Raw genomic sequence first — 21,531 nt, 5'->3', positions numbered from 1 at the left:
CGGAGGTGCACAGTTGAATTTCCTCGATCGATCGATCCGTCGCGCGCGGTTTGCCTATTTCTCGATGGAGATCGCGCTTCGCACCGAGATGCACACCTACAGCGGCGGGCTGGGTGTGCTCGCCGGGGATTCGGCACGCTCGGCGGCGGACCTCGATCTGCCTATGGTGTTCGTCACGCTCGTGAGCCGCCAGGGTTACGTGCGGCAGGAGATCGACGCGCGCCATGCGCAAGTCGGTCATCCCGATCCGTGGTCGCCGCAGGACTTTGCGACGGCGTTGCCACAGATGGTGGCCGTATCGATCGAAGGGCGTTCCGTCTGGGTGCGCCCGTGGCTTCATGCATTGGAATGCCCCCTCGGGCATGTCATTCCAGTTCTGCTGCTCGACACCGATCTCGATCAGAATGCGATCGAGGACCGCCGGATCACCGATGCGCTCTATGGCGGCGATCAAGCTTATCGACTGAAGCAGGAGATCGTGCTCGGGATCGGCGGTCAGAGCGTGCTGCGCGCGCTCGGCTTCAGCATCGAGAAATATCATCTCAATGAAGGTCATGCGGCCCTGCTGACCTTGCCCCTGCTGCGCGCGACCCAGCAACTCGACGGTGGCCGCGCCGCGGACCCGATGCTTGGCTATGACATCCCGGGAGTCCGGGAGCGGTGCGTGTTCACGACGCACACGCCGGTGGAAGCCGGCTTCGACAAGTTCGATTATGACCTCGTTCAGCGTGTGCTTGGCGACTATGTCGAGCGCGAAGTCCTGACGCGCCTCGCCGGCTCTGATCGGCTCAACATGACTCGTTTGGCGATGAACCTCAGCGGCTATGTGAACGGCGTCGCGCGCCGGCACGCCGAGACGACGCGAAAGCTCTTTCCAGGTTATACGATCGCCTCGATCACCAACGGCGTTCATGTGCATCGATGGACGCATGGCGCAATCGCCAGGCTCTTCGAGCAGCAGTTTTCCAATTGGGCGCATGAGCCGGAAGTGCTCGCCTTCGCCGATCAAATCGACGATGGGGCACTGTGGTCGGCCCACGAGGAAGCCAAGAGCGATCTGCTGGCGCGGATCGCTCAGACAAATCGGAGGCAGTTGCGTCTCGACCTGCCGCTGATTGGATATGCGCGGCGCATGACGGCCTACAAACGCCCCGAACTCATTTTCTCCGACATGGAAAGGCTGCGCGAGATCGCCAAAGGTCAACCGTTCCAGATCGTTCTCGCCGGCCTGGCCCATCCGAGCGACGGCGGCGGGCAGGAGGCGATCCGGGCGCTTGGAGCGCATATCGATGTGCTCGACGGCGTGATCCCTGCCGCGTTCATCCCCGGTTACAATCTCGACATCGGCGCGGCCTTGGTGGCCGGCTGCGATGTGTGGTTGAACACGCCGCAGCCGCCGCTCGAGGCATCGGGCACCAGCGGCATGAAAGCGGCCATCAACGGCGCGCTCAATCTCAGCGTCCTTGATGGGTGGTGGGTCGAGGGATGCGTCGACGGCGTGACGGGCTGGTCGATCGCCGGCAACGGCGTCGAGGCGAGCGATGCGGGCGCGCTTTACCAGAAGCTGCGGGATGTGGTGCTCCCGCTCTATCACAGTGATCGTGGACGCTGGATCTGGATGATGAAGCAGGCGATCAGCAAGATCGGCCCGTCCTTCAATTCTCATCGGATGATGCGGCGCTACGTCACCGAAGCCTATCTGCGTTGACGGGGGACGAGCGATGTATGTGCGCGATGTGATGTCGACCCGGCTGGTGACAATCAGCCCCGAGCACAGCGTCTGGCACGCAGCGCAGATCATGCTCGCCGAACATGTCAGCGGCCTGCCGGTGCTCGATGACGGCGGGGCCTTGGTCGGCTTGGTGACCGAGGGCGACCTGCTGCGACGCTCCGAGCTTGGAACACCGCTCGGCGACGGAGGGGCGCCGGAGCGCGCCCGTGCCTATGTCCAAAGCCGGAGCTGGAAGGTTGGCGCGCTGATGTCGTCGCCAGTCCTCACGATCGGGGAAGACGCCCCGCTATCCAAGGCGGCGATGCTGCTCGGCGTTCACCGGATCAAGCGCCTGCCGGATGTCCGCGACCCGCAGCTGGTGGGCATCGTCAGCCGGGCGGATCTGCTCAAGGCCATCGCAACGGGCGGGCCGGACGCCGAAATCAGGGGCGACGAGGCGGTCCGCCGCGCGCTACACGCCCGCCTCGCGGAGGCCGGGAACGTCTTGAGCCGTCAGCCGGAACTTCACGTCGAGGCTGGCAGGGTGCGCGTGGCCGGCGCAATGGGGTCGCCCGCAGAGCTCGAGGTCGTGCGGATGGTGGTCGACAGCGTCGTCGGATCGGGGTTTAAGGACGAACTGACAGTCGAGAAGGAGCGTGAATGAGGGTTGTTCTGTTCGAGGCGGAGGATTGGGAAAAGAAGGCTTGCGCAACACTGATGCGTCTGCACGATGTCCGCTGCACGACAGTTCCGCTCAACATCTCGACAGTCGATGACTTCAAGGATGCCGAGGCAATCAGCCCCTTCGTGGCCTCGCGCCTCGATGCCCGCATCATCAACCGACTGCCCGATCTGAAGCTCATTGCGACCCGATCGGCGGGATACGATCATATCGACCTCGACGCCTGCCGCGAACAGGGGGTCGCCGTTGCCAATGTCCCGGACTATGGGGATGCGACGGTCGCCGAGCATGCCTTCGCGCTCCTGCTGGCGCTCGCCCGCAACATTGTCGAGAGCGTTGCGCTGACCCGCCGTGGCGGCTTCTCGATGGCTGGCGTGCGCGGTCTCGAATTGCGCGACAAGGTCATCGCGGTCGTCGGGACGGGGCGCATCGGCCGCCGCACGATTGAGATCGCGCGCGGCTTCGGCATGAAGGTGTTGGCCTTCGACCAAGTAGAGGACCACGCGGCCGCGACGCGGCTGGGATTCACCTATGGCGCGCTCGACGAAATCCTGGCGCTCGCCGATGTCGTGACGCTGCATGTGCCGTCATCGCCGACGACCGTGGGGCTGATCGGCGACCAGCAGTTCGCAACCATGAAGGATGGCGCCATCCTCATCAACACGGCGCGCGGCAACGTGGTCGATACCGAGGCGCTGGTGCGGGCGCTGGCAAGCGGCAAGCTGCGGGCGGTTGGTCTCGACGTGTTACCCCAGGAGCCGCTGATCCGGGAAGAAGCCGAGATCTTCCGCCAGGACAAGGCGGTTGATGCGTCCGATCTCAAGGCGCTGGTCGCCAACCATGTGCTGCTGCGATTTCCGAACGTTCTGATCACGCCGCACAATGCCTACAACACCGACTCTGCTCTCCGGCGGATCATAGAGACCACTATCGCCAACATCGAAGGGTTCGCGGCCGGTCGCTCCGTCGACCTGGTCCAGGCCGGCTGAGATGTGCCTGTCGGCAGAGGTCAGTCTGGGCGCCGCGGCCGTTCTCATCCCGACCGGGGCGGTTGCCGCCGCCTCCGCCTGGCGGCGGGATCGCCGCTACCTGATGATCGCGACTCTGCCTTTTCTCTTCGGACTGCAGCAATTGGTGGAAGGGCTGATCTGGATTGAGGGCCGTGCCGGCAATGCGCATCACGTCGCACAATACTCGCTCCTCTATATGTTTTTCACCTGGATCGCCTGGCCGATTTGGGTGCCGGTCTCGGCCTATTTCCTCGAAAGCGGCGCGCGGCGGAACGTCATCCTGCTGTTCGTCATCGCCGGCGCGATGCTGGGCGGCCTGCAGTTCATTCCGTACTTTGTTCACGACGGCTGGTTGACGACGACCTTCCTGCGTTGGGCCGTCCGCTACCAGGACATCAACCTGCTCGACGGGCTCGTGTCGCGGACCGTGACCTACGCGGTCTACGTGAGCGTCATCATTGTCCCGTTCCTGCTGGTGCGCAGCCGGGAGATCAAGGTATTCGGCCTGCTGGTCGCTGGCGTCCTCATCGTCACCTATGTGTTCTTTTCCTTCGCCTATATTTCGGTATTCTGCTTTGGCGGTGCGGTGATCTCCGCCTATCTGCTGGCGCTGATGTGGCGCCGGCGGCGGCCCACGCCCGCCTTGGCGTGATCGCGCGGGAGCTTCAGCGCCGCCAGAGCGAGTTCGCCGATCGCACGACGCGACGGCAAAGCCAGAGCGCCACGGCGAATCCGGCCAGGGCGGCTGCCGGCACGCCGAGCACGACCGGTCCGACGCGCGCCAGCGCGAGCAGCGCGGAGGCGATGAGGATGCCGATCGCCAGGAGCGCCAGCGCCATGAGTCCCGCGCGTCGATCAAGCCCCCGCTCCATCTCTTCCGAATGCTCGACGCGCAGGCCGAAAGCTGGTGTTTTTCCGTCTTCATGGGCGCGATGCAGGAGCGAGGCCAGCAGCGCGGGCAGGTCCTGGGCTGAAAGCGCCAGCTCGGTCTTGAGACGCGCCATCGCGGCGCGATCGGGCCGGCCGCCCAGGGTGTGAGCGATCGCGGCCTCGCCCTTGGCGATGAGGTTGTCAAGGACGTTGAAGTCCGGATCCAGCCGGCGCAGGCAACCCTCGATGAGGAAGAGCGCGCGCACCAGGACCATGAGATTGTAGGGCACGGCGACATGGGCGCCATCGCCGAGCCGCATCACTCTGAGGAAGGCATCGGCGATCGACCAATCCTTCAGCGGCAGCGATGAATAGTCGCTGAGTATCTCTTCGATGCCCCGCACGAAAGGCGTTCGTTCCGCCTTGCGGTCGATCAGAGAAAGCTCGATTGCCGCGTCGAGCATCCATCCGGCGTCCTGTTGAACGAAGGCCTGAAGGAAGATCCCGAGGTTGCGCCGAGTCGTGCGATCGAGATAACCGACGAGCCCGAAATCATGAAAGCAGAGTCGACCGTCCTCCATCAGGAAGAGGTTGCCGGGATGCGGATCGCCATGAAAGAGCCCGGTCTTCAACAGCTGCTCGAGATAGAAATCGACCAGAACGCCCGCGATCCTGGGACCGTCCCGCATCGCGACTGGATCCTCGATCGATCGGCCATGGCTCATCACCTGGACGAGGATCGCCTCGCTGCACAGCGCTTCGAACGCTGCGGGCACATAGACGTCCGAGCGCTGTTTGTAGGCCTCGCCGAAGCGGCGGATGTTGCGGGCTTCCTGTAGGAGGTCCGTCTCGCGAATGAGATTGGCCCGCATCTCGCCGGCGAGGCGCTGGAGTTGAAAGCGGCGCAGGCCGGGAACCAATGCGCCGGCGCATTTGGCAACGACAATCAGAATGCGCATGTCGCCGTCGATGCGCTCGCGCATCTGCGGGCGCCGGATCTTCACGATCACGTCCTGTCCGTCGCGCAGGGTGGCGCGATGGACCTGGGCGATCGAGGCAGCGGCGAAAGGTTCGCTCTCGAATGTCCGGAAGACCTCGTCAAGCGGGCGTCGCAGGGCGCGGTCCAGCTCGCGCTTGGCCTCCTGCGCCGAGAACGGCCGGGCATGCTCGCGCAGGTCCCGCAACTGCCTCAGATAGGGCTCCGGGAGGAGGTCTGGCCGCATGCTGAGGGCCTGGCCGACCTTGAGGAAGGTCGCGCCAAGATCGTCGAGCGCCTGGCGCAGGTGCAGCGGCAGGGCCGACGCATCGGCGCTGACGCCGCGACGGCGCTCGCCCAGATAGAGCAGGATCAGCGAAGATGCTGAGGCAACGATCTTGAAGAAACGGGCGATCACTTAGGGGGCGGCCCGTATTGATCACGGACTCCGGCCATCGCGTCAGAAAAACCGCTGCCGAATGCCGAGGGAGGCATTCGTGCGCGCGATGGAGCTGTGAGCGTCCGATGCGAGACCGGTCAGCGCGCGGATCGCGTCGATCGTCTCGGGAATGACGATGGCCTGATTGTCGACCATATAGGCATAGAACACCTCGTCGCCTTCCGTGCGTAGCATGTCTTCCCAAAGCGCCACTTCGTAGAGATTGTCGCGTGGGCGGTCGAGGTCGGCCATCAGCTCCTTGACGGTGTTAATGGCGGTGAGGCCGTCCGCGGTTCGGATCAGCGCGATCCGCGACGAAGACCGGAAGGCCTGAAGCACCTCTTCCTTCTCTGCCGGGCGTGTCAGCTGCACCACCCAGTAATGGAGGTGCGCAAGCGTTTCCGGCACCTTGACGGCCATGGTGACGACATCGAGCTCCGGATCGACGCTTCGTGCATCCGGGCCCTGATGGCTTGGGATTTCCGGCTCGGGAACGAGCGTGTTCATGATGCCGCCCGCATCGCTTTCCCAGGGGTCGGTGGCGCGCCTGAGGAGCGTGCCGCGCGCTCGCTTCAGAAGACCGGCGCGCTTCAGCGCTGACAGCGTGCGGACGATGGAGGTGGTGTTGCACGACACGACACGCGTCGATTCCCGGCCGACCGCTGTCGTAAAGGAACTGTCTGCAACGAAGGAGTGCCCTGTGACGGCGTGCTTTTCGCCGCCATGCACGATGAACTTGATGCCGCGGGCGCGGTAATGCTGGACGTTGGCTGCGCCGACGCGCTTGGGTGTGCAGTCGACGATGATGTCGACGGCTTGCAGGAGCGCCTCGAGGGTGCCGGCGACCGCAAGGCCAGCCTGGTTCATGCTGCGGGCCGTCTCCTCGGAGGCTCCGTAGAGTGGAATCCCTTTGTGGTCCAACGAGCGCAGGCGCCAGTCACTGGCGACATCGCATACGCCGACGAGCTCCATGTCATCCTGCAAACGCACGGCATCGGCGACGCGCTTGCCAATCACGCCATAGCCATTGACCGCAACGCGGACGGGACTGCGTCCTATCATTGAAGCGCCCTTCGTGAAGTTTGCCTGACCTAGGGACCACCGCCAGTCCTGTCGATCGGTGGAAATCGCCTCGACATCGCATCTTGTTGCCGCCGCATGAGCCTGCGCGCGTCGTCGCAAGTCATCCTTGATCGAGGTTAAGGAAACGCGTTTCCGGGTCCTGGCTTTATGACTGCTCGCCAGCGGCGAAGCGCCGAGCGTCTGCGGTCATTGTCCTGGCAAGGGATTGGGGGCCGTCTGATAAGCGAGATATTGAACCGAAGGCTGTTCTCAATGGTACCAAGGAAAGATGCGCTTTCGGGGATCTTGCTTGTCGCTCTAGCAGGGCGATGAAAAAGGCCGTTCCCAGCCGGAGCTTTGCGTGATTCCGTCGTTCTGAGGGATGACGGAGTGGTTTGATGCGCGGTTCGGCCGAGAAGTCGGGGACGCTGTTCAGCTATGTGGATCTGGAGAGCCGGATCCCGGCGAAGCACCCGCTGCGCACGATCCGGGCGATCGTGAACGAGGCCCTGGCTGCGCTCGACGGCGACTTCGGCGACCTTTATTCCGAGATCGGTCGCCCTTCGATCCCGCCCGAGCATCTCCTGCGGGCGATGCTGCTGCAGATCTTCTACGCGCTGCGCTCCGAGCGGCTCCTGGTGGAGCGGCTGGATTTCGACCTGTCGTTCCGATGGTTCGTCGGTCTGGGGATAGACGATCGGGTCTGGGACGCCTCGACGTTCTCGAAGAACCGCGACCGCTTGCTCGACGGCGACGTCGCGATGCGCTTCCTCGCCGCCATCCTCGACCGGCCGAAGGTGAAGCGCCTGGTCTCCACCGATCACTTCTCCGTCGACGGCACGCTAATCGAGGCCTGGGCTTCGATGAAGAGCTTCCGCCGCCGCACCGACGACAGCTCGGGCGGGCCTCCCGCCGACGGCGGTTCCTCCGGCAAGCAGCCCGCCGGCCGCAATGGCGAGGTCGATTTTCACGGTGACAAGCGCTCGAACGCGACGCACGCCTCGACCACCGATCCCGACGCCATGCTCTATCGCAAGAGCCCCGGCGCCGGCGCGATGCTCTGCTACATGGGTCACGTCCTGATGGAGAACCGCAACGGCCTCGTCGTCGATGTCGAAGCCACCCGGGTCTCCGGCCATGCCGAGCGCATGGTGGCGGTCGAGATGGTCAAGGGCGTCACCTCAGCGTCGGGCACGCGGCGCGTAACGGTCGGGGCCGATCGTGGCTTCGACGCGCGCGACTTCGTCGAGGACATGCGCGAACTCGGCGCCACGCCGCATGTCGCGCAGAACACGTCGGGGCGCCGATCGGCGATCGACGGGCGCACGACCCGCCACCCCGGCTACGCGCTCAGCATCAGGGTTCGAAAACGCATCGAGGAGGTCTTCGGCTGGGTCAAGGCCTCGGCTGGGCAGAGAAAGACCAAATTCCGAGGGCTCCCGAAGGTGCGCTTCGCTTTCACCATCGCGGTGGCCGCCTACAATCTCGTCCGATTGCCCAAGCTCCTCGCAGAATGAAACAGGGCAATGCGTCAAAGCTCTCGGTTCGGACGGCAAAGCCAGCAGATACCCGACCGACCCTGAAGCCCAAGCCGCCAATCCCGAAGCCCACCCCGTTAAACAGGAGCGTATTTCATCACCCTGCTAGGGGTCGTCAGTCTCGGTATCGCGACATTCTTCCTTGTGCTTCGCCCGTCGCTGCTACCCGAGGACCTTGCCTATACGGGCGTTGACGCAAGTGCGCTGCCAGAGGCCTTTCACGATTGGCTTCGCATCGTTTTTCGCACCTGGGGCGGATTCATTGCAGGTTTAGGCTGCCTGTTGGTGGGAGTCGGCGTCTTCCTGCTCACGGGGCGCCTGCGCTGGCTCTATCTCGGCTCCTCGGCAGGCATCGTGCTTGCGTTTGGACGCTTCCTGTTCAGCAATATCGTGTTGGGCTCCAACTTCCTTTGGCTGATCGCGGCGGCGTTCGCGTTGGCGCTCTGCACAGCGTTTCTTTTGGTCGTTAGGAGTGGTCGATGAAGCGCAGCATGGAGCCTGCGGATTGCTTGGCTCGATGCTTTTGACCACCCATCGATGTGGTGGGCGCAACGCAGGGGGTCAGTCATCCGGGCGGCACCGGCTGGGCCGCATGGCTTCGGACGCCTGATGCCGGCTGCGATGCCGGCACCAGGCTTGTCGTGGTCTAGCCAAGGTCCTCATAGGTGAGGTAGGCCATCATGCCGGTCGCCATATGGTAGAGATGGTGGCAATGCAGCGGCCACGTCCCCGGATTATTGGCATCAAAGACGATCGTCACCGTGCCGCCGGGCGGAACCAGCACCGTATCGCGCAACGCTCCGCCCAGCTCCGTGCCGTTGATGGCGGTCACCTGGAAATGGTGCCCGTGCAGATGCATCGGATGCGACATCATGGATGCATTCCGCATGGTGATCTCGATGCGTTGGCGCCGCCGCGCGCGCAGCTCGTCGCCGCCGTCGATCGCCCACGCATAGCCTTGCATCTGGCCCGTGAGCGTCACCGTGAAGCGTCGATCGGGCGGTCTCGATGCAAGTGGATGGCGCGCCCGCAGACGCATCTCGAGGTCGGTACCGACGATCGGACCCGGCGCATCGCTCGCAGTGTCGACGCGCTTTGCCGTGGATCCGGCTGTGGCGAGGATCACGCCGGTGCGCTCAACAGCGCCCTCCCGCATCGCGAGGATGGGGTAGGAACCTCCGCCTGACGGGAGCGACAGCGCGATGTCGAGGCGCTGTCCCATGCTGATCGGGAATTTTGCTCCGACGATTGGTTCAACGTCTTGGCCGTCGACGGCGACGAGGGTGCCCCGAAGAGTGCCCGTATCGACGGTAAAGCCCGTCGCGGTTGCGCCATTGATGATGCGAAGGCGAATGCGGCCGCCTTTTTCGACCCGCACGATCTCGGGGTCGTCGAGGGTCCGCTCATTAGCAAGATACGCGTCATACTCGATGTCGTTAAGGTCCATCCCGCCCATTTGCATGCCGGGCATCCCCGCCATGGGCATCTTGGCCATGTCGCCGGCACCCATCTTGGAATGATCCATCATCGGCATGCCCGCCATTCCGCCCGCTCCCATCGCCGAGTGGTCCATGGCAGCGCCATGATCCTGACCTTGCTTCAACCGGGCGAGCAGCTCCTCGACGGGCGTGAAGGAGAAATCGTGAAGGAGGATGACGACTTCCTGCTCGTCTCGCGCGCGGTCTGCCGCGCGGCGGACAATGAGCGGGGCGGCCAACAGATTCTGCTCCTGCAGCGTGTGAGCGTGCATCCAGTGCGTGCCGCCGTCGCCGACCGGGAATGTGTACCGATGGCTGCTTGCCGGCTTGAGCAAGGGCATCGGATTGTCGGGAACGCCATCGGCCTCCCAGGGCGGCGTGAGTCCATGCCAGTGAATCATCGTCGGCTGGTCGATCTGGTTCGATAGCTCGACGTCGAAGTGCGCATCGGCATCCAGTGTCAGCCCGTGCACGCCATTGGGCTGCAGCAAGCCGAAAACGCGCGCGGCGCGGCCATTGACCTCGATCGTCCGGCTCGTGGCCGCGAGCTTGATTGGCGGACGATCGCCCGGCGCCTGCGCCCAGCTGGTAACTGGACGCGCAAGCGCGCCGACACCGAGCGCTGCTGCGCCACCCATCATCGAGTTGAGAAAACTACGTCTGTTCATGGTGCTGATTCCTCATCGTGCCTGCATCGGGCAGGCGAGCTGATTGAGCGCGTCGTGGCGACGCGCACCGACTGGGGAGGTTGGGCTGGATCAGCGTCGAGGAGGTCCGTGCGGCTGGCCGACAAAGATGCCGGCGACCCAGTCGCCCCGGTCGAGCCGATGCTTGACGAGTATCGGCTGGGGCTGTTCGCCCGAGCCTGCAGCGACGGGAGCATTGCAAAGGCTGCACATCGACGTGCAACAGGAAGCAGGGCGGGCGTCGGCTCGCTTGTCGATGGCGTTCGCCGCGAAATGGACGACGGCGTCATGATTCGCGCTGTCAACGCTGCGGACGTGCTCTGCAAAGGGCGTTGCATGGGAGCACGGCATCACGTGCGCGCTCGCCATCGACATGCCCAGCCAGGCGAGCACGAGCACGGCGACCAAGGCCGTTCTCATGGAGCCGACAACACTCGTCAGTAACCACATCTGCGCGGAGAACCCTGTTTTCACGAGACTATCTTACCACGCCCCGTGTTCGATTGATCGGGATCAATCTGTTTGAGCTTTCGTGTTGTTGAGAATCGGACATGATCCCAGATGGCGATAGCTTTGATTATCAAAGGATCGGTGTCGCTCCAGGCCAGGTAAAGTGCGGCAGTGCCGCGAAGGCCGCGGCGCCGGCAGCACCCGCGAGGGCGGAGGCGCCGGCAAGCGGAAGCCAGAAACGCACCGGCCCCGTGGCGGCGGCGACGATCAAGCGGCCAACGGCATTGGTCGCGAGCGCGATCAACACGGCGTGGCCGACCGCCTCGACATCGGCCGAGGCTCCCAGAAGCCGCAGCGCGCTCAGAACTGCAACGTCGACATCGAAGACGCCGGAGACTGCAGATGTCGCCACCATTCCCGCGGAATGTCCCGAAGCGGCGGCAGCGCTGATGGTCGAGACGACGGCGAAGCCAACCGCGAAGAGGAGGAGCGGTCCGAGCTCGAACGGATTTCGGGGAGAACCATCGCCAGTTCCCGCGAGATTACCGCGCGTGAGATAAAGGCCTCCGCATATCGCAAAGACGGCGACCGCTGCGAGAATTGCAATGCCCGCGACGCCAAGCACGGAAGGCGCGACGATGGCGACGATTCCGGTGACCCGCAGCACCGAGACCGCTGCCGCGAGCGTCGCCGCTCCCGCAAGCGGCCATGGATTGCCGCCAGCGGCCGCCGTGCGCGCGAGCGCAAGCGTAACCGCTGTGGATGAGACGACCGCGCCCGCCAATCCGCCGACCAGCACGCCGCGCGTGGCGCCGAGCACGCGGACAGCGATATAGCCAAGATAGGAAATCGCAGCGGTGAGGACCGTGAAAATCCACACCTGCCGCGGATTGAAGCCGCCCCATGGATCGACCGCCTGCGCCGGAAGGAGCGGGAGGATGATCGCTGTCATGACCGCGAGCACGAGCGCGGCCCGCAGCTCGACCCATGAGATTCGCTTGACCAGCCCATGGAGGAGGTCGCGGCTCGCAAGAATGACGGCGAGCGCGGTGCCGCCAGCGGCCGCGGCGCGTTGATCGCCCGTGACCGCCAGCGCGCCGAGCATGAAGACGCTCATGCCTGCCACCACGCCCGTGACGCTGAAATCTGCATCGTGAAGGGCTTCGCGACTCTTGTACCAGGCAAATACGGCGGTGAAGGCGAAGAGCCCTGCGATCAGCAGGGAGGGCGCCTCCAGGCTGAGGGCGAGAGACGCCGTGAGACCGCCCAGCAGTCCTGTAATGGCGTAGGTGCGGATACCGGCGGTCCGTGCGCCATCCGGAGCATCGCGTTCACGCCAGCCACGCTCGAGGCCGACCAACAGGCCGATGGCGAGCGCCAGCCCGAGTTTGGCGATGAGAGACTCCATCACCAGCCTGCCGATAGCCGATGGTCACGGGGCGAACAGGGCCTCATCGCGCGCCCCGAAGCATGCGCCAAAGGACCGCGTCGCTGCGCCAGAAATGGTGCCAGAGCGCGGCACCTGCATGGAGGAGAACCAGCGTGAGCAATGTCCAGCTCAGCAGGCTGTGAAGCGGCGCGATCCTGAACGACACATACATGGCGATCGTGCCGGTCACCGGAAGCGCGATCAGGACACCGTAGAGAGCGGCATGCATGACCGCGGCGATGATACGCTCGCCTACCGACATGCCCTCGACAGGTGCCGGCCTGCCATAAGCGAAGCGCAGGACCAACTGCGCCAGAACGAGACCAAGGATGGCCCAGCCACTCCAAGCATGGACCTGATGCAGAAACAGGTCAAAGGGGCGCGGCTTCATGAAAAGGTGCATCATGTGGGTGCGCTGGATCGCCCAGGCCGTCGGCACCTGCACCAGGCACAAGACCAGCACCGTCCAATGCATGAGGCGATGGGCGCGGGGAAATCCATCCGGCGGCGCGGCGCGGCGCATCGATCCTGGCCCGAGCCACCTCAAGCCTCGACCTCGACGATATCCCCGGCCCGCGCGGCGTAATCGAGCGCGTAGGCGAGCTCGCCCGTCGTTTCGGCGTGGACATGGAGCAGGGGTTGCCCGCGATCGATGTCGTCGCCGAGCCGCACCGCCATGCGCAGGCCCGCCGCCTTCGCCTCCGGGGCGCCGGCGAGCTTGGCGAGCCGGGAGAGCTTGCGGTTGTTAATGTGAACGACGCGACCGGCGTGCGCCGCGGTCAACGGATGGACGTAGGACGCCTTCGGCGGCGTGCGAAAGCCACCCTGCGCCTGACAGATCGCCTCGAACTTCACCCATGCCCGCCCGCTTGCGAGCGTTTCAAGTGCGAGGTTCACACCTTCTCCCCGCGCAGCCTTGCCGCCGATCTCAAGCGCTGCGCCGGCCAGCGCCGCCGCGCGTCGGCGCAGATCGTCCGGCGCCTCCGGCGTGTTCTGCAGCACGGCGAGGACGTCGTAAGCCTCCAACGCCGGTCCGATTCCACGGCCGACAGGTTGGGAGCCGTCGGTCTGGACGCAGGTCGTCGCCAGGCGGAAGCGCTTCGCGACGGCGTCGAGGCGCGAAGCCAACCGGTTGGCCGCGTCGTCGCCCCGCACCTTCGCCGTCGGCCCGACAGGGATGTCGATGACGACATGGGTCGAGCCCGCTGCGATCTTCTTCGACAAAACCGAGGCGACGAGCTGCCCTTCGGTGTCGATATCGAGTTCGCGCTCGACGCGCACAAAGATGTCGTCAGCGGGGCTCAGATGCACGGCGCCGCCCCAGGCGACGCAGCCCCCTTCGCTTTCGACGACGCGTCTCAACGTAGCGAGATCGAGTTCGACCGGCGCCAGCGTTTCCATCGTGTCGGCGGTGCCGGCCGGGGAAGTGATGGCGCGCGAGGAGGTCTTGGGCATGACCAGCCCGTTCGCGGCAACGATCGCGACGACGATCGGCGTCGTCCGGTTGCCGGGAAGGCCGCCCACACAATGCTTGTCGACGACAATCGGCGCGTCCCACCGCATCCGCTCCCCGACATCGACCATGGCGCCTGTCAGATCGACGGTCTCGTTCTCGTCGAGGGGGAGAGCGGCGCTGGCGGTGAGGAATGCCGCAAGGTGGACTTCGGTGTAACGCCCTGCAACGATATCACGCAGAATCTCGGCAAAGGCGTGGGCGTCGAGCCGATTGCCATAGATGCGCTGACGCACACTGGCGAGAGAATCGATCGCGGGCGCGTGGCTGACATGGACCGCATCGCCGTCGGTGAGCCCGAGCCGTTCCCAGGCGGTCTCCGAAAGGCCGACCTCGTCGATGGCGATCAGGCCATCGCCATCGACCTGAAACAGGGTCGCCTGGACCTCTCCTTTGCCGTTCGACACGAGCACCTGCGATCGCGCCGACAAGCCCTCCGATCGGCAGACGTGGCAATCGCTGCGCATGACGGCCACTGCCTGATGCTGCGTGTGCAGCCGGATGCGCCTGACTCGGAGCGTGGGCTGAGCAGGAATCGTCGCGACGGAAGACGTCATAGCTTGAAAGCCTGGTCCTGACGCGGAACGACGGCGTTCCATCCGAGCTCGCGGTCGATGCGAACCCGCAAGGCTTCGGAGCCCTCATCCTCGCCATGCACGATGAAAATGCGGGTCGGCGCATGCCGGAACCCCGACAGCCATCGTAACAGCTCATTGGAATCGGCATGAGCCGAGAGCATCGACAGTTCCTGGACAGCGGCGCGGACGGGAATCCACTCGCCATGAATTTTGGTCTCCTGGGCGCCCTGCAGCATGGCGCGGCCGCGGGTGCCTGCTGCCTGGAAACCCGAGAAAAGAATGGTGTTGCGGGCATGGGGGGCGAAGGTCTTCAGGTGATGGAGGACACGCCCGCCGGTCGCCATGCCGCTCGCTGAGATCACCACCTTGGGATAGGGGCTTGCGGTAATCGCCTTCGAAGCCTCGACATCGCGCGTGTAGGTCGCGATCGCGCAGACCTCCTTGCATTGCTCGGGCGTCAGGCGGTGATCCTGGCGATGGGCATGCAAAAGGTCGGTGGCGTCGATCGCCATGGGGCTGTCTAGATAGACCGGAACCTGGGCCAGGCGCCCTGCCGTCTTGAGCTTCCACAGATGATAGAGCAGTGACTGGGCGCGACCGACGGCGAAGGCCGGGACGACGACCGTCCCACCGCGCGCGATTGTCCGCTCGACGACGGCGCCGAGCGCCTCGGTCGGATCGGCCGGATCGTGAACACGATTGCCATAGGTCGATTCAATCAGAACGTAGTCGGCTTCCGGCACCGGCGCTGGATCGGGCAGAACCGGATCGTCATAGCGTCCGAGGTCCCCAGAGAATGCGACGCGCCGGCCGCCCCATTGGATCTCGGCGGTGGCCGCGCCGAGGATATGCCCGGCATGGCGGAAAGTCAGGGTCGCGCCAAAGGGCAGCTGGGTCGGTGTGTCGAACGGAACGGTCGAGAAGAACTCGAGGCTGCGTTCCGCATCGCGGATGCCGTAGAGCGCGAGCGCCGGCTTGTGCTTCGAGAAGCCTTTCCGGTTGGCGTATTCGGCATCCTTTTCCTGCAGGTGCCCACTGTCCTTGAGGATGAGCTCCGAGACGTCGCGCGTCGCGGACGTCGCATAAATCCTTCCACGAAAACCATCACGCACGAGCTTCGGAAGGTAGCCCGAATGGTCGAGATGGGCATGCGTCAGGATGACGGCGTCAATGCTCGACGGCGCGATCGGCAGCGGCTCCCAGTTCAACTCGCGCAGGTTCTTGAGGCCCTGAAACAGACCGCAGTCGACCAGGATGCGCTTGTCGCCGTTGGCGAGGAGATGTTTCGAGCCGGTGACGGTGCCTGCGCCGCCGAGGGAGGTGAGTGTGAGCATGTCGTCCTTCACTGCGTGGCGGTGGACAGAGCGGCGGGTGTGCCCTTCCCATCGATGGCGTTGCGTTCGTCAGGCGTGAGGTGGTCGTGGCGGGACCAGCCGGCGAGCGGAGCCGCCGCGTCGATCAGATGCGCCCATGAGCACCGATTGGCGAACAGCATCCCGGCGACGTCGAGCGTGCCGCCCCGGCTGATATAGCCGCGCGCGCCGGTCCGTTTCGGGCCCTCGTCGAGCCGGCGCAGCAGGCCGAGCATCGGCTCCGGACGGGTGTGCGACACGATCAGGCGCGGGACGCCGGGCGGAAAGAGGCGCGCGAGCGTATCGTCTGTCGCCACGAAGCGCGCTTCGATCGGATCGCGTGGGATCCGAAAACGGCCGGGCTCATTGATCGCCGTCACCAGGACATGCCGTCCGCGCGCCTTCAGCCGACGGGCGGCCTTGAGCGCCTCTTCGAGCTGGTAGGCGCCGATCGCGACGATCTGCAGCTCCGCGCTCCCGGCCTGTCCGAAAACAGGGGCGGCGCCGTCGGCCACGAAACGGGTCGCGGCCTCGCCGTCGAAGCGATGCGGCATGTCTCGCTTCGAAACGATCACGCAGCCGACTTGCCCGCGTCCGTCGAAGACCGAGACCATCGTGGCGACCGCGCTGTTGGCGTCCACAGGGAACAGCACACGCGCCGTATCGGACATTTCGCCAAACAGCGCCTCGCCGAGGGTCGGGTCCTGGTGCGATTGCTCGTTCTTGGAGTTCTCCCAGGTATGCGAGGTGACGACGAGCGGCACCGAAATCCAGCCCGGCTCCTTGCCATCCTCGCGCTGGCGGCGCGCGAACACGATTTCCTGTCGCAGGCCGCCGAGCATCTTCATCGCGAAGGCCTCGTAGCTGACGATGAGATTGATCCCGCCCTTGTTCGCAAGTGCCGCGGCGGCGACCGCCTCCTCGTTGAGCGCCGTGATCACACCGCCGTCGTAGGCCTCGGCCACGCCTGTCTCCGGCGCGTTGACGCGATGGCGCAGGCGCTCGAGGGTCGCGCTCATATGGTTGGAGCTCAGCTCGTCCGGATTGCCGACGCGCACTCTGAGCCCCGGATTGGCATCGACAAGCCGGACGAACCAGCGATCGAGCGCATGCATGGCGCAATCGGGCGGAGCGTTCGTATCGGTCCATTGCGGCTGCGGCTGGATCGGCTGAGGCGGATGGCGCGAAGCCAGCGGATGCCGGCTCGCCGCGGGCCGGTTCTGCTCCTGGTGGACGGCGATGGCGGAGACCGCCGCAGCGATGTCGGCTGGCGCGACAAACAGAGCCCGCGCCGCCTCATTGAACGCATCGCGCGCGGCCCGATCGCGCGACGGGTTTGCGGCAAGCGGCAGGTTATGCGCGGCATTGGTGCCCGCGCCGGGAAAGCCGAAGCCCTTCACGGTTTCGGCGATGGCGTAGGGGATGGGAGCAGGATAGCTGCGGGCGGGATCGGCGGCAAAACGGCCGAGGCGTTCCTCCGCCGTCAGGATCGCCCAGACGAAGGCTGCGGGATCACGGCCGTCGATCCCGAAGGGGTCGAAGCCGTTGAGCCTGAGATGATCGGCAAGCCACGCCGCGCCGCCTTGCTGCGCGATCTGCGCCCGCTCCTCGATACGCCGCCCATTGAGGATCATGATGGGAACGACGAGGCCGCAATCCTCCGCCCGCCACCAGCGCGCCGTCCAGTCCGAGCCCCGCTGCTCCTCGAAGGCGCCGTCGCTCAGAAAGGCGACCAGGCTCTCTCCCGGCAGCGGTGCGTGGACATACTGGACTTCGGCGAAGCCGAGATAGCCGCCCTCGGAGATAGCGCCGGCCGTGTTTGGCCCGGCATGGCTGCCAATCGGAACCGCCGGCCGGCCGTCGGCGTCGATCGCGTAGGAATAGAAATCGGCGGCAAGCTGGGACAGGCCCTTCTCGCTGCGGTCATAGCGGCCTTTTTGCGCGTCGGAGACATCGCCGGTGAGGGCGTTGACCGCCTCGACCGCGGCGACACAATGGCCCTGTCCCATCAGCCAGGAGCGAGTCGTGGCCGACAAGGCGTTCGCCGTCAGATAGCCGACAAAGGCGGGCACCATGTTCAGCGATCCGCCGGTGTGCCCTTCCGGCGCAGTCTTGAAGGCGTCGGCCGGCAAAGGCGCTCCGGATAGATCGACTCGCTTGGCATAGGTCATGTGCACGACCGTCCACATCGCGGCACATGCCAGCCGGTCAGCGGCGGCGAGACGACGATAAAACGTTTCCGGGTCGAATCTCCCCGATTGCGCAAGCGTGCGAATGCGCTCCACCGTCTCGTCGCCGTGCGTGATCGGGCCGTAGCCGCTGCGCCAGTGTTCGACGGCTGATGATGTCGTTGCGACCATACGCTTGTCATTCCTTGAGTTCTCTGTGTCGGCTGTCCTATTCGACCCCGCCGGTCCAGGGTGGAGGGTCGCTTGCGGGAAAGGAATCGATGCCCGCCCGTTCCACGTCGTCGATCGGCTCAGGTGGCCGCCGATGGCGGATCGGCCCAGGACCGGGCGTGTCTGCGGCAGCGACCGCATCGGCGATCAGCCGGGCGAGCCCGATCGCGTTGCTGGCGTGGCTGACGGAATTAGTCGAGACAATCCTGCCGCAGAGCGGCGCCAACCGCGCATAGGAGTCGCCGGCGAAGATGCCGTGCACCACCGCGACGTCGGGGCGGGTAAAACCCTGCGACGGCAGCTGGCGCGCCGCTTCGATGAGAGTGTTGCCGGACGAGGCGATATCGTCGACGAGTACGGGCTGTAGATCACTCCATTGCGAGAGGTCCGGCAGCGCGACTTCGACATCGCGGTCGCCATGGCGGATCTTGCGCAGCACGGCATGCGGCGCGCCGATCCGCGCCGCGATCGCCGACACCCACTGTTCGCTTTCCTCATCCGGACCGATGACGAGCGGCTTGGTGATCGAAGCCGCGATCCAGTCGGCCAGCAACGGTGCGGCATGCAGCGTCAGCGTCCGGATGTCGTAGAGCGCGGACAGCGCCGGATAGCGGTGAAGATGAGGATCAACAGTGACGAGCCGGTCGAAGCTGGATGAGATCAGGCGCGCGAAGCTGCGCGACGTGACGGCTTCGCCCGGCTGGAAACGGCGATCCTGCCGCATATAGGCGAGATAAGGGGCGACCAGCGTCACCTCGGCCGCGCCGAGGGAGCGTGCTGCATCGGCAAGGAAGATGAGGCGCAGGAAACCTTCGTCGGGTCGAGCGAGGGTCGAAACCAGCAGAACCGCTCGTCCTGCCACGTCGGAGGCGAGGCGCACATAGGTCTCGCCATCGGGGAAGTTGCGCGTCTCGATGGCGCCGACCTCGCCGGCGCCGGCGCTTGCAAGATCGCGCGCGAAGGCCTCATTGCCCGGCAAGGGGATGATAATGTGCGGAAAATTCTTCGAGACGGGGACAATGGCCATTCTTTATCTTTCGTCGTCTCGCCTCGGCGTTTAGCAGGACCCGGCGTCGGCTCGTGATTTCTGTCGCGAAGGCGAAGACTCGGTTCCTGATAAGGCTGCGCGGCGCCGCAATTCTTTAATCGAGATTAAGTTCTGTCCGGGTCCCTGCCGACCGTCCGGGCTCGTGGAATCGCCTTTCCCGTCGCGCTCAATGCCTGGGTAGACGGTCTCGCCGGCAGCGACTTTCCGGGCGCAACCTTGATTTGAGTTAAAGTTTCGGCCGGCACGGACGCGCATCGTCGCCGCCGAGGAGGGGGCACGGGTTCGCCGTTGTCGGCGAGCTCTCTAGGCCCTGATGCTCATTAGACGTGGTGATCGGTTACGTTCCGGGGCTGATGATTTCAACCGGATCGCGCCCGTCACGGACGAGGGAAGTACGGGAAGGCGGCTGATGGCGACTGACAACAAAGCTCCCGCCAAGCGGGTCTTCAAGTTCGACATCCTTTACTTCATCGCGGTTTTTTTCGCCGTTCTGCTGATTCGTGATCTGCTGGTCGGCCAGAACCACGTCAAGGTCATCCCCTATAGCGAATTCCAGAACCTCATCGAAAAGGACGGTGTCACCGACCTGATTGTCGGTCCAACCGAGATCACCGGCGCCTATAAGCCGCCGGTCGACAAGGACGCGCCTCAGCATTTCTCGACCGTTCGCGTCGACCCCCAGATCGCGGATGTGCTCACCCGCCGCAATATTTCCTTCTCCGGGCAACCGGCGCCCGGCCTTTTCGAAAACCTGCTGTCGTGGCTCATGCCGGCCGCGATGTTCGTGCTGATCTGGATGTTTCTGCTGCGCCCGATGATGGCCGGGCAGCATGGCGGGTTGATGAGCATTGGTCGCAGCCGGGCCAAGGTCTATGCGGAGAAGGGCGTGAAGGTGACATTCGCGGATGTCGCGGGCGTCGACGAGGCAAAGCAGGAGCTCGCCGAAGTCGTCGGGTTTCTCAAGGACCCGGCAACCTCTGGCCGGCTCGGCGCACGCATTCCCAAAGGTTTGCTTCTCGTCGGACCGCCCGGAACGGGCAAGACGCTGTTGGCGCGCGCCGTCGCTGGAGAATCGGGCGTTCGCTTTTTCTCCATCACGGGCTCCGAATTCGTCGAAATGTTCGTCGGCGTCGGCGCCTCGCGCGTGCGCGACCTTTTCCAGCAGGCGCGCGAGCAGGCGCCAGCCATCGTCTTCATCGACGAGCTCGACGCGCTGGGCCGCGCGCGTGGCATCGATGTGCCAGGCGGGGGACACGACGAGAAGGAGCAGACGCTCAATCAGCTGCTCGCCGAGATGGACGGCTTCGACCCCAGCGTCGGCATCGTCGTCCTCGCAGCAACCAACCGGCCCGAGATCCTCGATCCGGCGCTTTTGCGGGCCGGGCGCTTCGATCGGCAGGTTCTGGTCGACCGTCCCGACCGGCAGGGCCGGATCGACATCCTCAACGTGCATCTGAAGAAGATCAGTGTGGCGCCCGATCTCGACGTCGCAGCGGTCGCGGCGCTCACACCGGGATTTACCGGCGCCGATCTGGCCAATCTCGTCAACGAGGCTGCGCTTGTTGCCACGCGCCGTGGCGCGAGCGCCACCGTTCTCGACGATTTCACACAGGCTGTGGAGCGTATCGTCGCCGGACTCGAGAAGAAGAGCCGGATTCTCATTCCGCGCGAGCGTGAGATCGTCGCCCATCACGAAATGGGACATGCGCTCGTCGCCATGGCCCTGCCGCAGACAGACGTGGTGCAGAAGGTCTCGATCATCCCGCGCGGCATCGCGGCGCTGGGCTACACGCTGCAGCGGCCGATCGAGGATCGCTTTCTCATGAGCCAGTCCGAGCTGGAGGATCGCATGGCGGTGCTGCTCGGCGGCCGTGCCGCCGAAAGCCTGGTCTTCGACGAGATTTCGACCGGCGCGGCCGACGATCTGGTCAAAGCGACGGACATTGCGCGCAACATGGTGGTTCGGTTCGGCATGTCGAAGGAGCTGGGACAGGTCGCCTACGAGCCGGAGACAGGCAGCTTCCTGGTCGGCCAAACCCCGGTCTGGCGTCCACGTACCTATAGCGATGAGACGGCCGAGGCGATCGATCACATGGTGAAGGACCTCATCAGCAGCGCCTTCCAGAAGGCCCGCGCGATCCTCGAGCGCAACCGGTCAATGCTCGACGCCAGCGCGCGCGAGCTTCTCGCCCGCGAGACGCTCGGCCCGGATGAACTCGCCACGTTGACCGCGGGGCTCGAGCGCGAGGTGCGGCGAAAGCCCGGTCTCGCTCTGGTCGAATGATGCGGATCGGAAACTGCCAGATTGGC

General features: G+C 65.0%; 17 protein-coding genes. 7 read left to right on the top strand and 10 right to left on the bottom strand.

The features are described 5' to 3' along the window. The first annotated feature begins 13 nt into the window (after positions 1-13). Genes glgP through GV161_RS13505 form a run of 4 tightly spaced genes read left to right on the top strand, consistent with a single transcriptional unit; the run spans position 14 to position 4,055 of the window. On the top strand, positions 14-1,708 hold the full coding sequence (gene glgP / locus GV161_RS13520; RefSeq protein ID WP_201304305.1) for an alpha-glucan family phosphorylase: 1,695 nt from the start codon (positions 14-16) through the stop codon (positions 1,706-1,708). Between the two features lie 13 nt (positions 1,709-1,721). Beyond that, positions 1,722-2,375, top strand: coding sequence for a CBS domain-containing protein (locus tag GV161_RS13515; RefSeq protein WP_152014050.1), 654 nt, complete (start codon positions 1,722-1,724; stop codon positions 2,373-2,375). Next, positions 2,372-3,382 carry a hydroxyacid dehydrogenase gene (locus GV161_RS13510; RefSeq protein WP_152014051.1) on the top strand — a complete coding sequence of 337 codons (1,011 nt, stop codon included), beginning with the start codon at positions 2,372-2,374 and terminating at the stop codon, positions 3,380-3,382. Before GV161_RS13515 ends, GV161_RS13510 begins: the two co-directional genes overlap by 4 nt. A 1-nt stretch (position 3,383) precedes the next feature. Beyond that, entirely contained in the window at positions 3,384-4,055 is a 672-nt protein-coding gene (locus GV161_RS13505) for a DUF6629 family protein (RefSeq protein ID WP_152014052.1), read from the top strand. Positions 4,056-4,068: 13 nt separating this feature from the next. Here GV161_RS13505 and GV161_RS13500 read toward each other — a convergent pair whose 3' ends face one another. Both GV161_RS13500 and GV161_RS13495 read right to left on the bottom strand, forming a co-directional pair. Further along, positions 4,069-5,667, bottom strand: a complete 1,599-nt coding sequence (locus GV161_RS13500) for an AarF/UbiB family protein (protein ID WP_152014053.1) — start codon at positions 5,665-5,667, stop codon at positions 4,069-4,071. A 42-nt stretch (positions 5,668-5,709) separates the two neighbouring features. Beyond that, entirely contained in the window at positions 5,710-6,750 is a 1,041-nt protein-coding gene (locus tag GV161_RS13495) for a type II glyceraldehyde-3-phosphate dehydrogenase (protein ID WP_152014054.1), read from the bottom strand. 398 nt (positions 6,751-7,148) lie between these two features. Between GV161_RS13495 and GV161_RS13490 the strand changes: the two genes are divergently transcribed. Together GV161_RS13490 and GV161_RS13485 are read left to right on the top strand one after the other, a co-directional pair. After that, the gene (locus GV161_RS13490) at positions 7,149-8,267 is read left to right on the top strand and encodes an IS5 family transposase (protein WP_152014055.1); all 1,119 of its coding nucleotides are present in this window, start codon (positions 7,149-7,151) and stop codon (positions 8,265-8,267) included. A 165-nt stretch (positions 8,268-8,432) separates the two neighbouring features. Beyond that, positions 8,433-8,771: a hypothetical protein gene (locus GV161_RS13485; protein WP_244624027.1), complete on the top strand. Its 339-nt coding sequence runs from the start codon at positions 8,433-8,435 to the stop codon at positions 8,769-8,771. 163 nt (positions 8,772-8,934) lie between these two features. Here GV161_RS13485 and GV161_RS13480 read toward each other — a convergent pair whose 3' ends face one another. From GV161_RS13480 to GV161_RS13445, 8 genes are all read right to left on the bottom strand, one after another. Further along, the gene (locus tag GV161_RS13480; RefSeq protein WP_128778336.1) at positions 8,935-10,434 is read right to left on the bottom strand and encodes a multicopper oxidase domain-containing protein; all 1,500 of its coding nucleotides are present in this window, start codon (positions 10,432-10,434) and stop codon (positions 8,935-8,937) included. Between the two features lie 90 nt (positions 10,435-10,524). Beyond that, the gene (locus tag GV161_RS13475) at positions 10,525-10,860 is read right to left on the bottom strand and encodes a hypothetical protein (protein WP_152014057.1); all 336 of its coding nucleotides are present in this window, start codon (positions 10,858-10,860) and stop codon (positions 10,525-10,527) included. A 172-nt stretch (positions 10,861-11,032) separates the two neighbouring features. Next, complete coding sequence (locus GV161_RS13470) at positions 11,033-12,310, bottom strand: MgtC/SapB family protein (protein ID WP_152014058.1); 1,278 nt, start codon at positions 12,308-12,310, stop codon at positions 11,033-11,035. A gap of 43 nt (positions 12,311-12,353) precedes the next feature. Continuing rightward, the gene (locus tag GV161_RS13465; RefSeq protein WP_152014059.1) at positions 12,354-12,854 is read right to left on the bottom strand and encodes a cytochrome b/b6 domain-containing protein; all 501 of its coding nucleotides are present in this window, start codon (positions 12,852-12,854) and stop codon (positions 12,354-12,356) included. A gap of 20 nt (positions 12,855-12,874) precedes the next feature. After that, positions 12,875-14,401 carry a thymidine phosphorylase family protein gene (locus GV161_RS13460; RefSeq protein WP_152014060.1) on the bottom strand — a complete coding sequence of 509 codons (1,527 nt, stop codon included), beginning with the start codon at positions 14,399-14,401 and terminating at the stop codon, positions 12,875-12,877. Next, complete coding sequence (locus tag GV161_RS13455) at positions 14,398-15,756, bottom strand: MBL fold metallo-hydrolase (protein ID WP_128778332.1); 1,359 nt, start codon at positions 15,754-15,756, stop codon at positions 14,398-14,400. Before GV161_RS13455 ends, GV161_RS13460 begins: the two co-directional genes overlap by 4 nt. Before the next feature lie 8 nt (positions 15,757-15,764). Continuing rightward, positions 15,765-18,134 carry a xylulose 5-phosphate 3-epimerase gene (locus GV161_RS13450; RefSeq protein WP_128778331.1) on the bottom strand — a complete coding sequence of 790 codons (2,370 nt, stop codon included), beginning with the start codon at positions 18,132-18,134 and terminating at the stop codon, positions 15,765-15,767. Between the two features lie 37 nt (positions 18,135-18,171). Beyond that, positions 18,172-19,200, bottom strand: a complete 1,029-nt coding sequence (locus GV161_RS13445; protein ID WP_128778330.1) for a ribose-phosphate pyrophosphokinase — start codon at positions 19,198-19,200, stop codon at positions 18,172-18,174. Positions 19,201-19,630: 430 nt separating this feature from the next. On the opposite strand from GV161_RS13445, the gene ftsH reads away from it, so the two are divergent. Beyond that, positions 19,631-21,505, top strand: a complete 1,875-nt coding sequence (gene ftsH / locus GV161_RS13440; protein ID WP_128778329.1) for an ATP-dependent zinc metalloprotease FtsH — start codon at positions 19,631-19,633, stop codon at positions 21,503-21,505. Positions 21,506-21,531 lie beyond the last annotated feature (26 nt).

The sequence above is a fragment of the Bosea sp. 29B genome, from assembly GCF_902506165.1.
GTDB lineage: Bacteria > Pseudomonadota > Alphaproteobacteria > Rhizobiales > Beijerinckiaceae > Allobosea.
This window is presented reverse-complemented; position numbering and strand designations above follow the sequence as displayed.

Bases quoted from the DNA above. Each gene is read 5' to 3' on its own strand.
- GV161_RS13450 (WP_128778331.1), bottom strand. From the start codon at position 18,134: ATGGTCGCAACGACATCATCAGCCGTCGAACACTGGCGCAGCGGCTAC.
- GV161_RS13445 (WP_128778330.1), bottom strand. From the start codon at position 19,200: ATGGCCATTGTCCCCGTCTCGAAGAATTTTCCGCACATTATCATCCCC.
- GV161_RS13490 (WP_152014055.1), top strand. From the start codon at position 7,149: ATGCGCGGTTCGGCCGAGAAGTCGGGGACGCTGTTCAGCTATGTGGAT.
- GV161_RS13515 (WP_152014050.1), top strand. From the start codon at position 1,722: ATGTATGTGCGCGATGTGATGTCGACCCGGCTGGTGACAATCAGCCCC.
- GV161_RS13495 (WP_152014054.1), bottom strand. From the start codon at position 6,750: ATGATAGGACGCAGTCCCGTCCGCGTTGCGGTCAATGGCTATGGCGTG.
- GV161_RS13480 (WP_128778336.1), bottom strand. From the start codon at position 10,434: ATGAACAGACGTAGTTTTCTCAACTCGATGATGGGTGGCGCAGCAGCG.
- GV161_RS13505 (WP_152014052.1), top strand. From the start codon at position 3,384: ATGTGCCTGTCGGCAGAGGTCAGTCTGGGCGCCGCGGCCGTTCTCATC.
- GV161_RS13455 (WP_128778332.1), bottom strand. From the start codon at position 15,756: ATGCTCACACTCACCTCCCTCGGCGGCGCAGGCACCGTCACCGGCTCG.
- GV161_RS13460 (WP_152014060.1), bottom strand. From the start codon at position 14,401: ATGACGTCTTCCGTCGCGACGATTCCTGCTCAGCCCACGCTCCGAGTC.
- GV161_RS13465 (WP_152014059.1), bottom strand. From the start codon at position 12,854: ATGCGCCGCGCCGCGCCGCCGGATGGATTTCCCCGCGCCCATCGCCTC.
- ftsH (WP_128778329.1), top strand. From the start codon at position 19,631: ATGGCGACTGACAACAAAGCTCCCGCCAAGCGGGTCTTCAAGTTCGAC.
- GV161_RS13470 (WP_152014058.1), bottom strand. From the start codon at position 12,310: ATGGAGTCTCTCATCGCCAAACTCGGGCTGGCGCTCGCCATCGGCCTG.
- GV161_RS13510 (WP_152014051.1), top strand. From the start codon at position 2,372: ATGAGGGTTGTTCTGTTCGAGGCGGAGGATTGGGAAAAGAAGGCTTGC.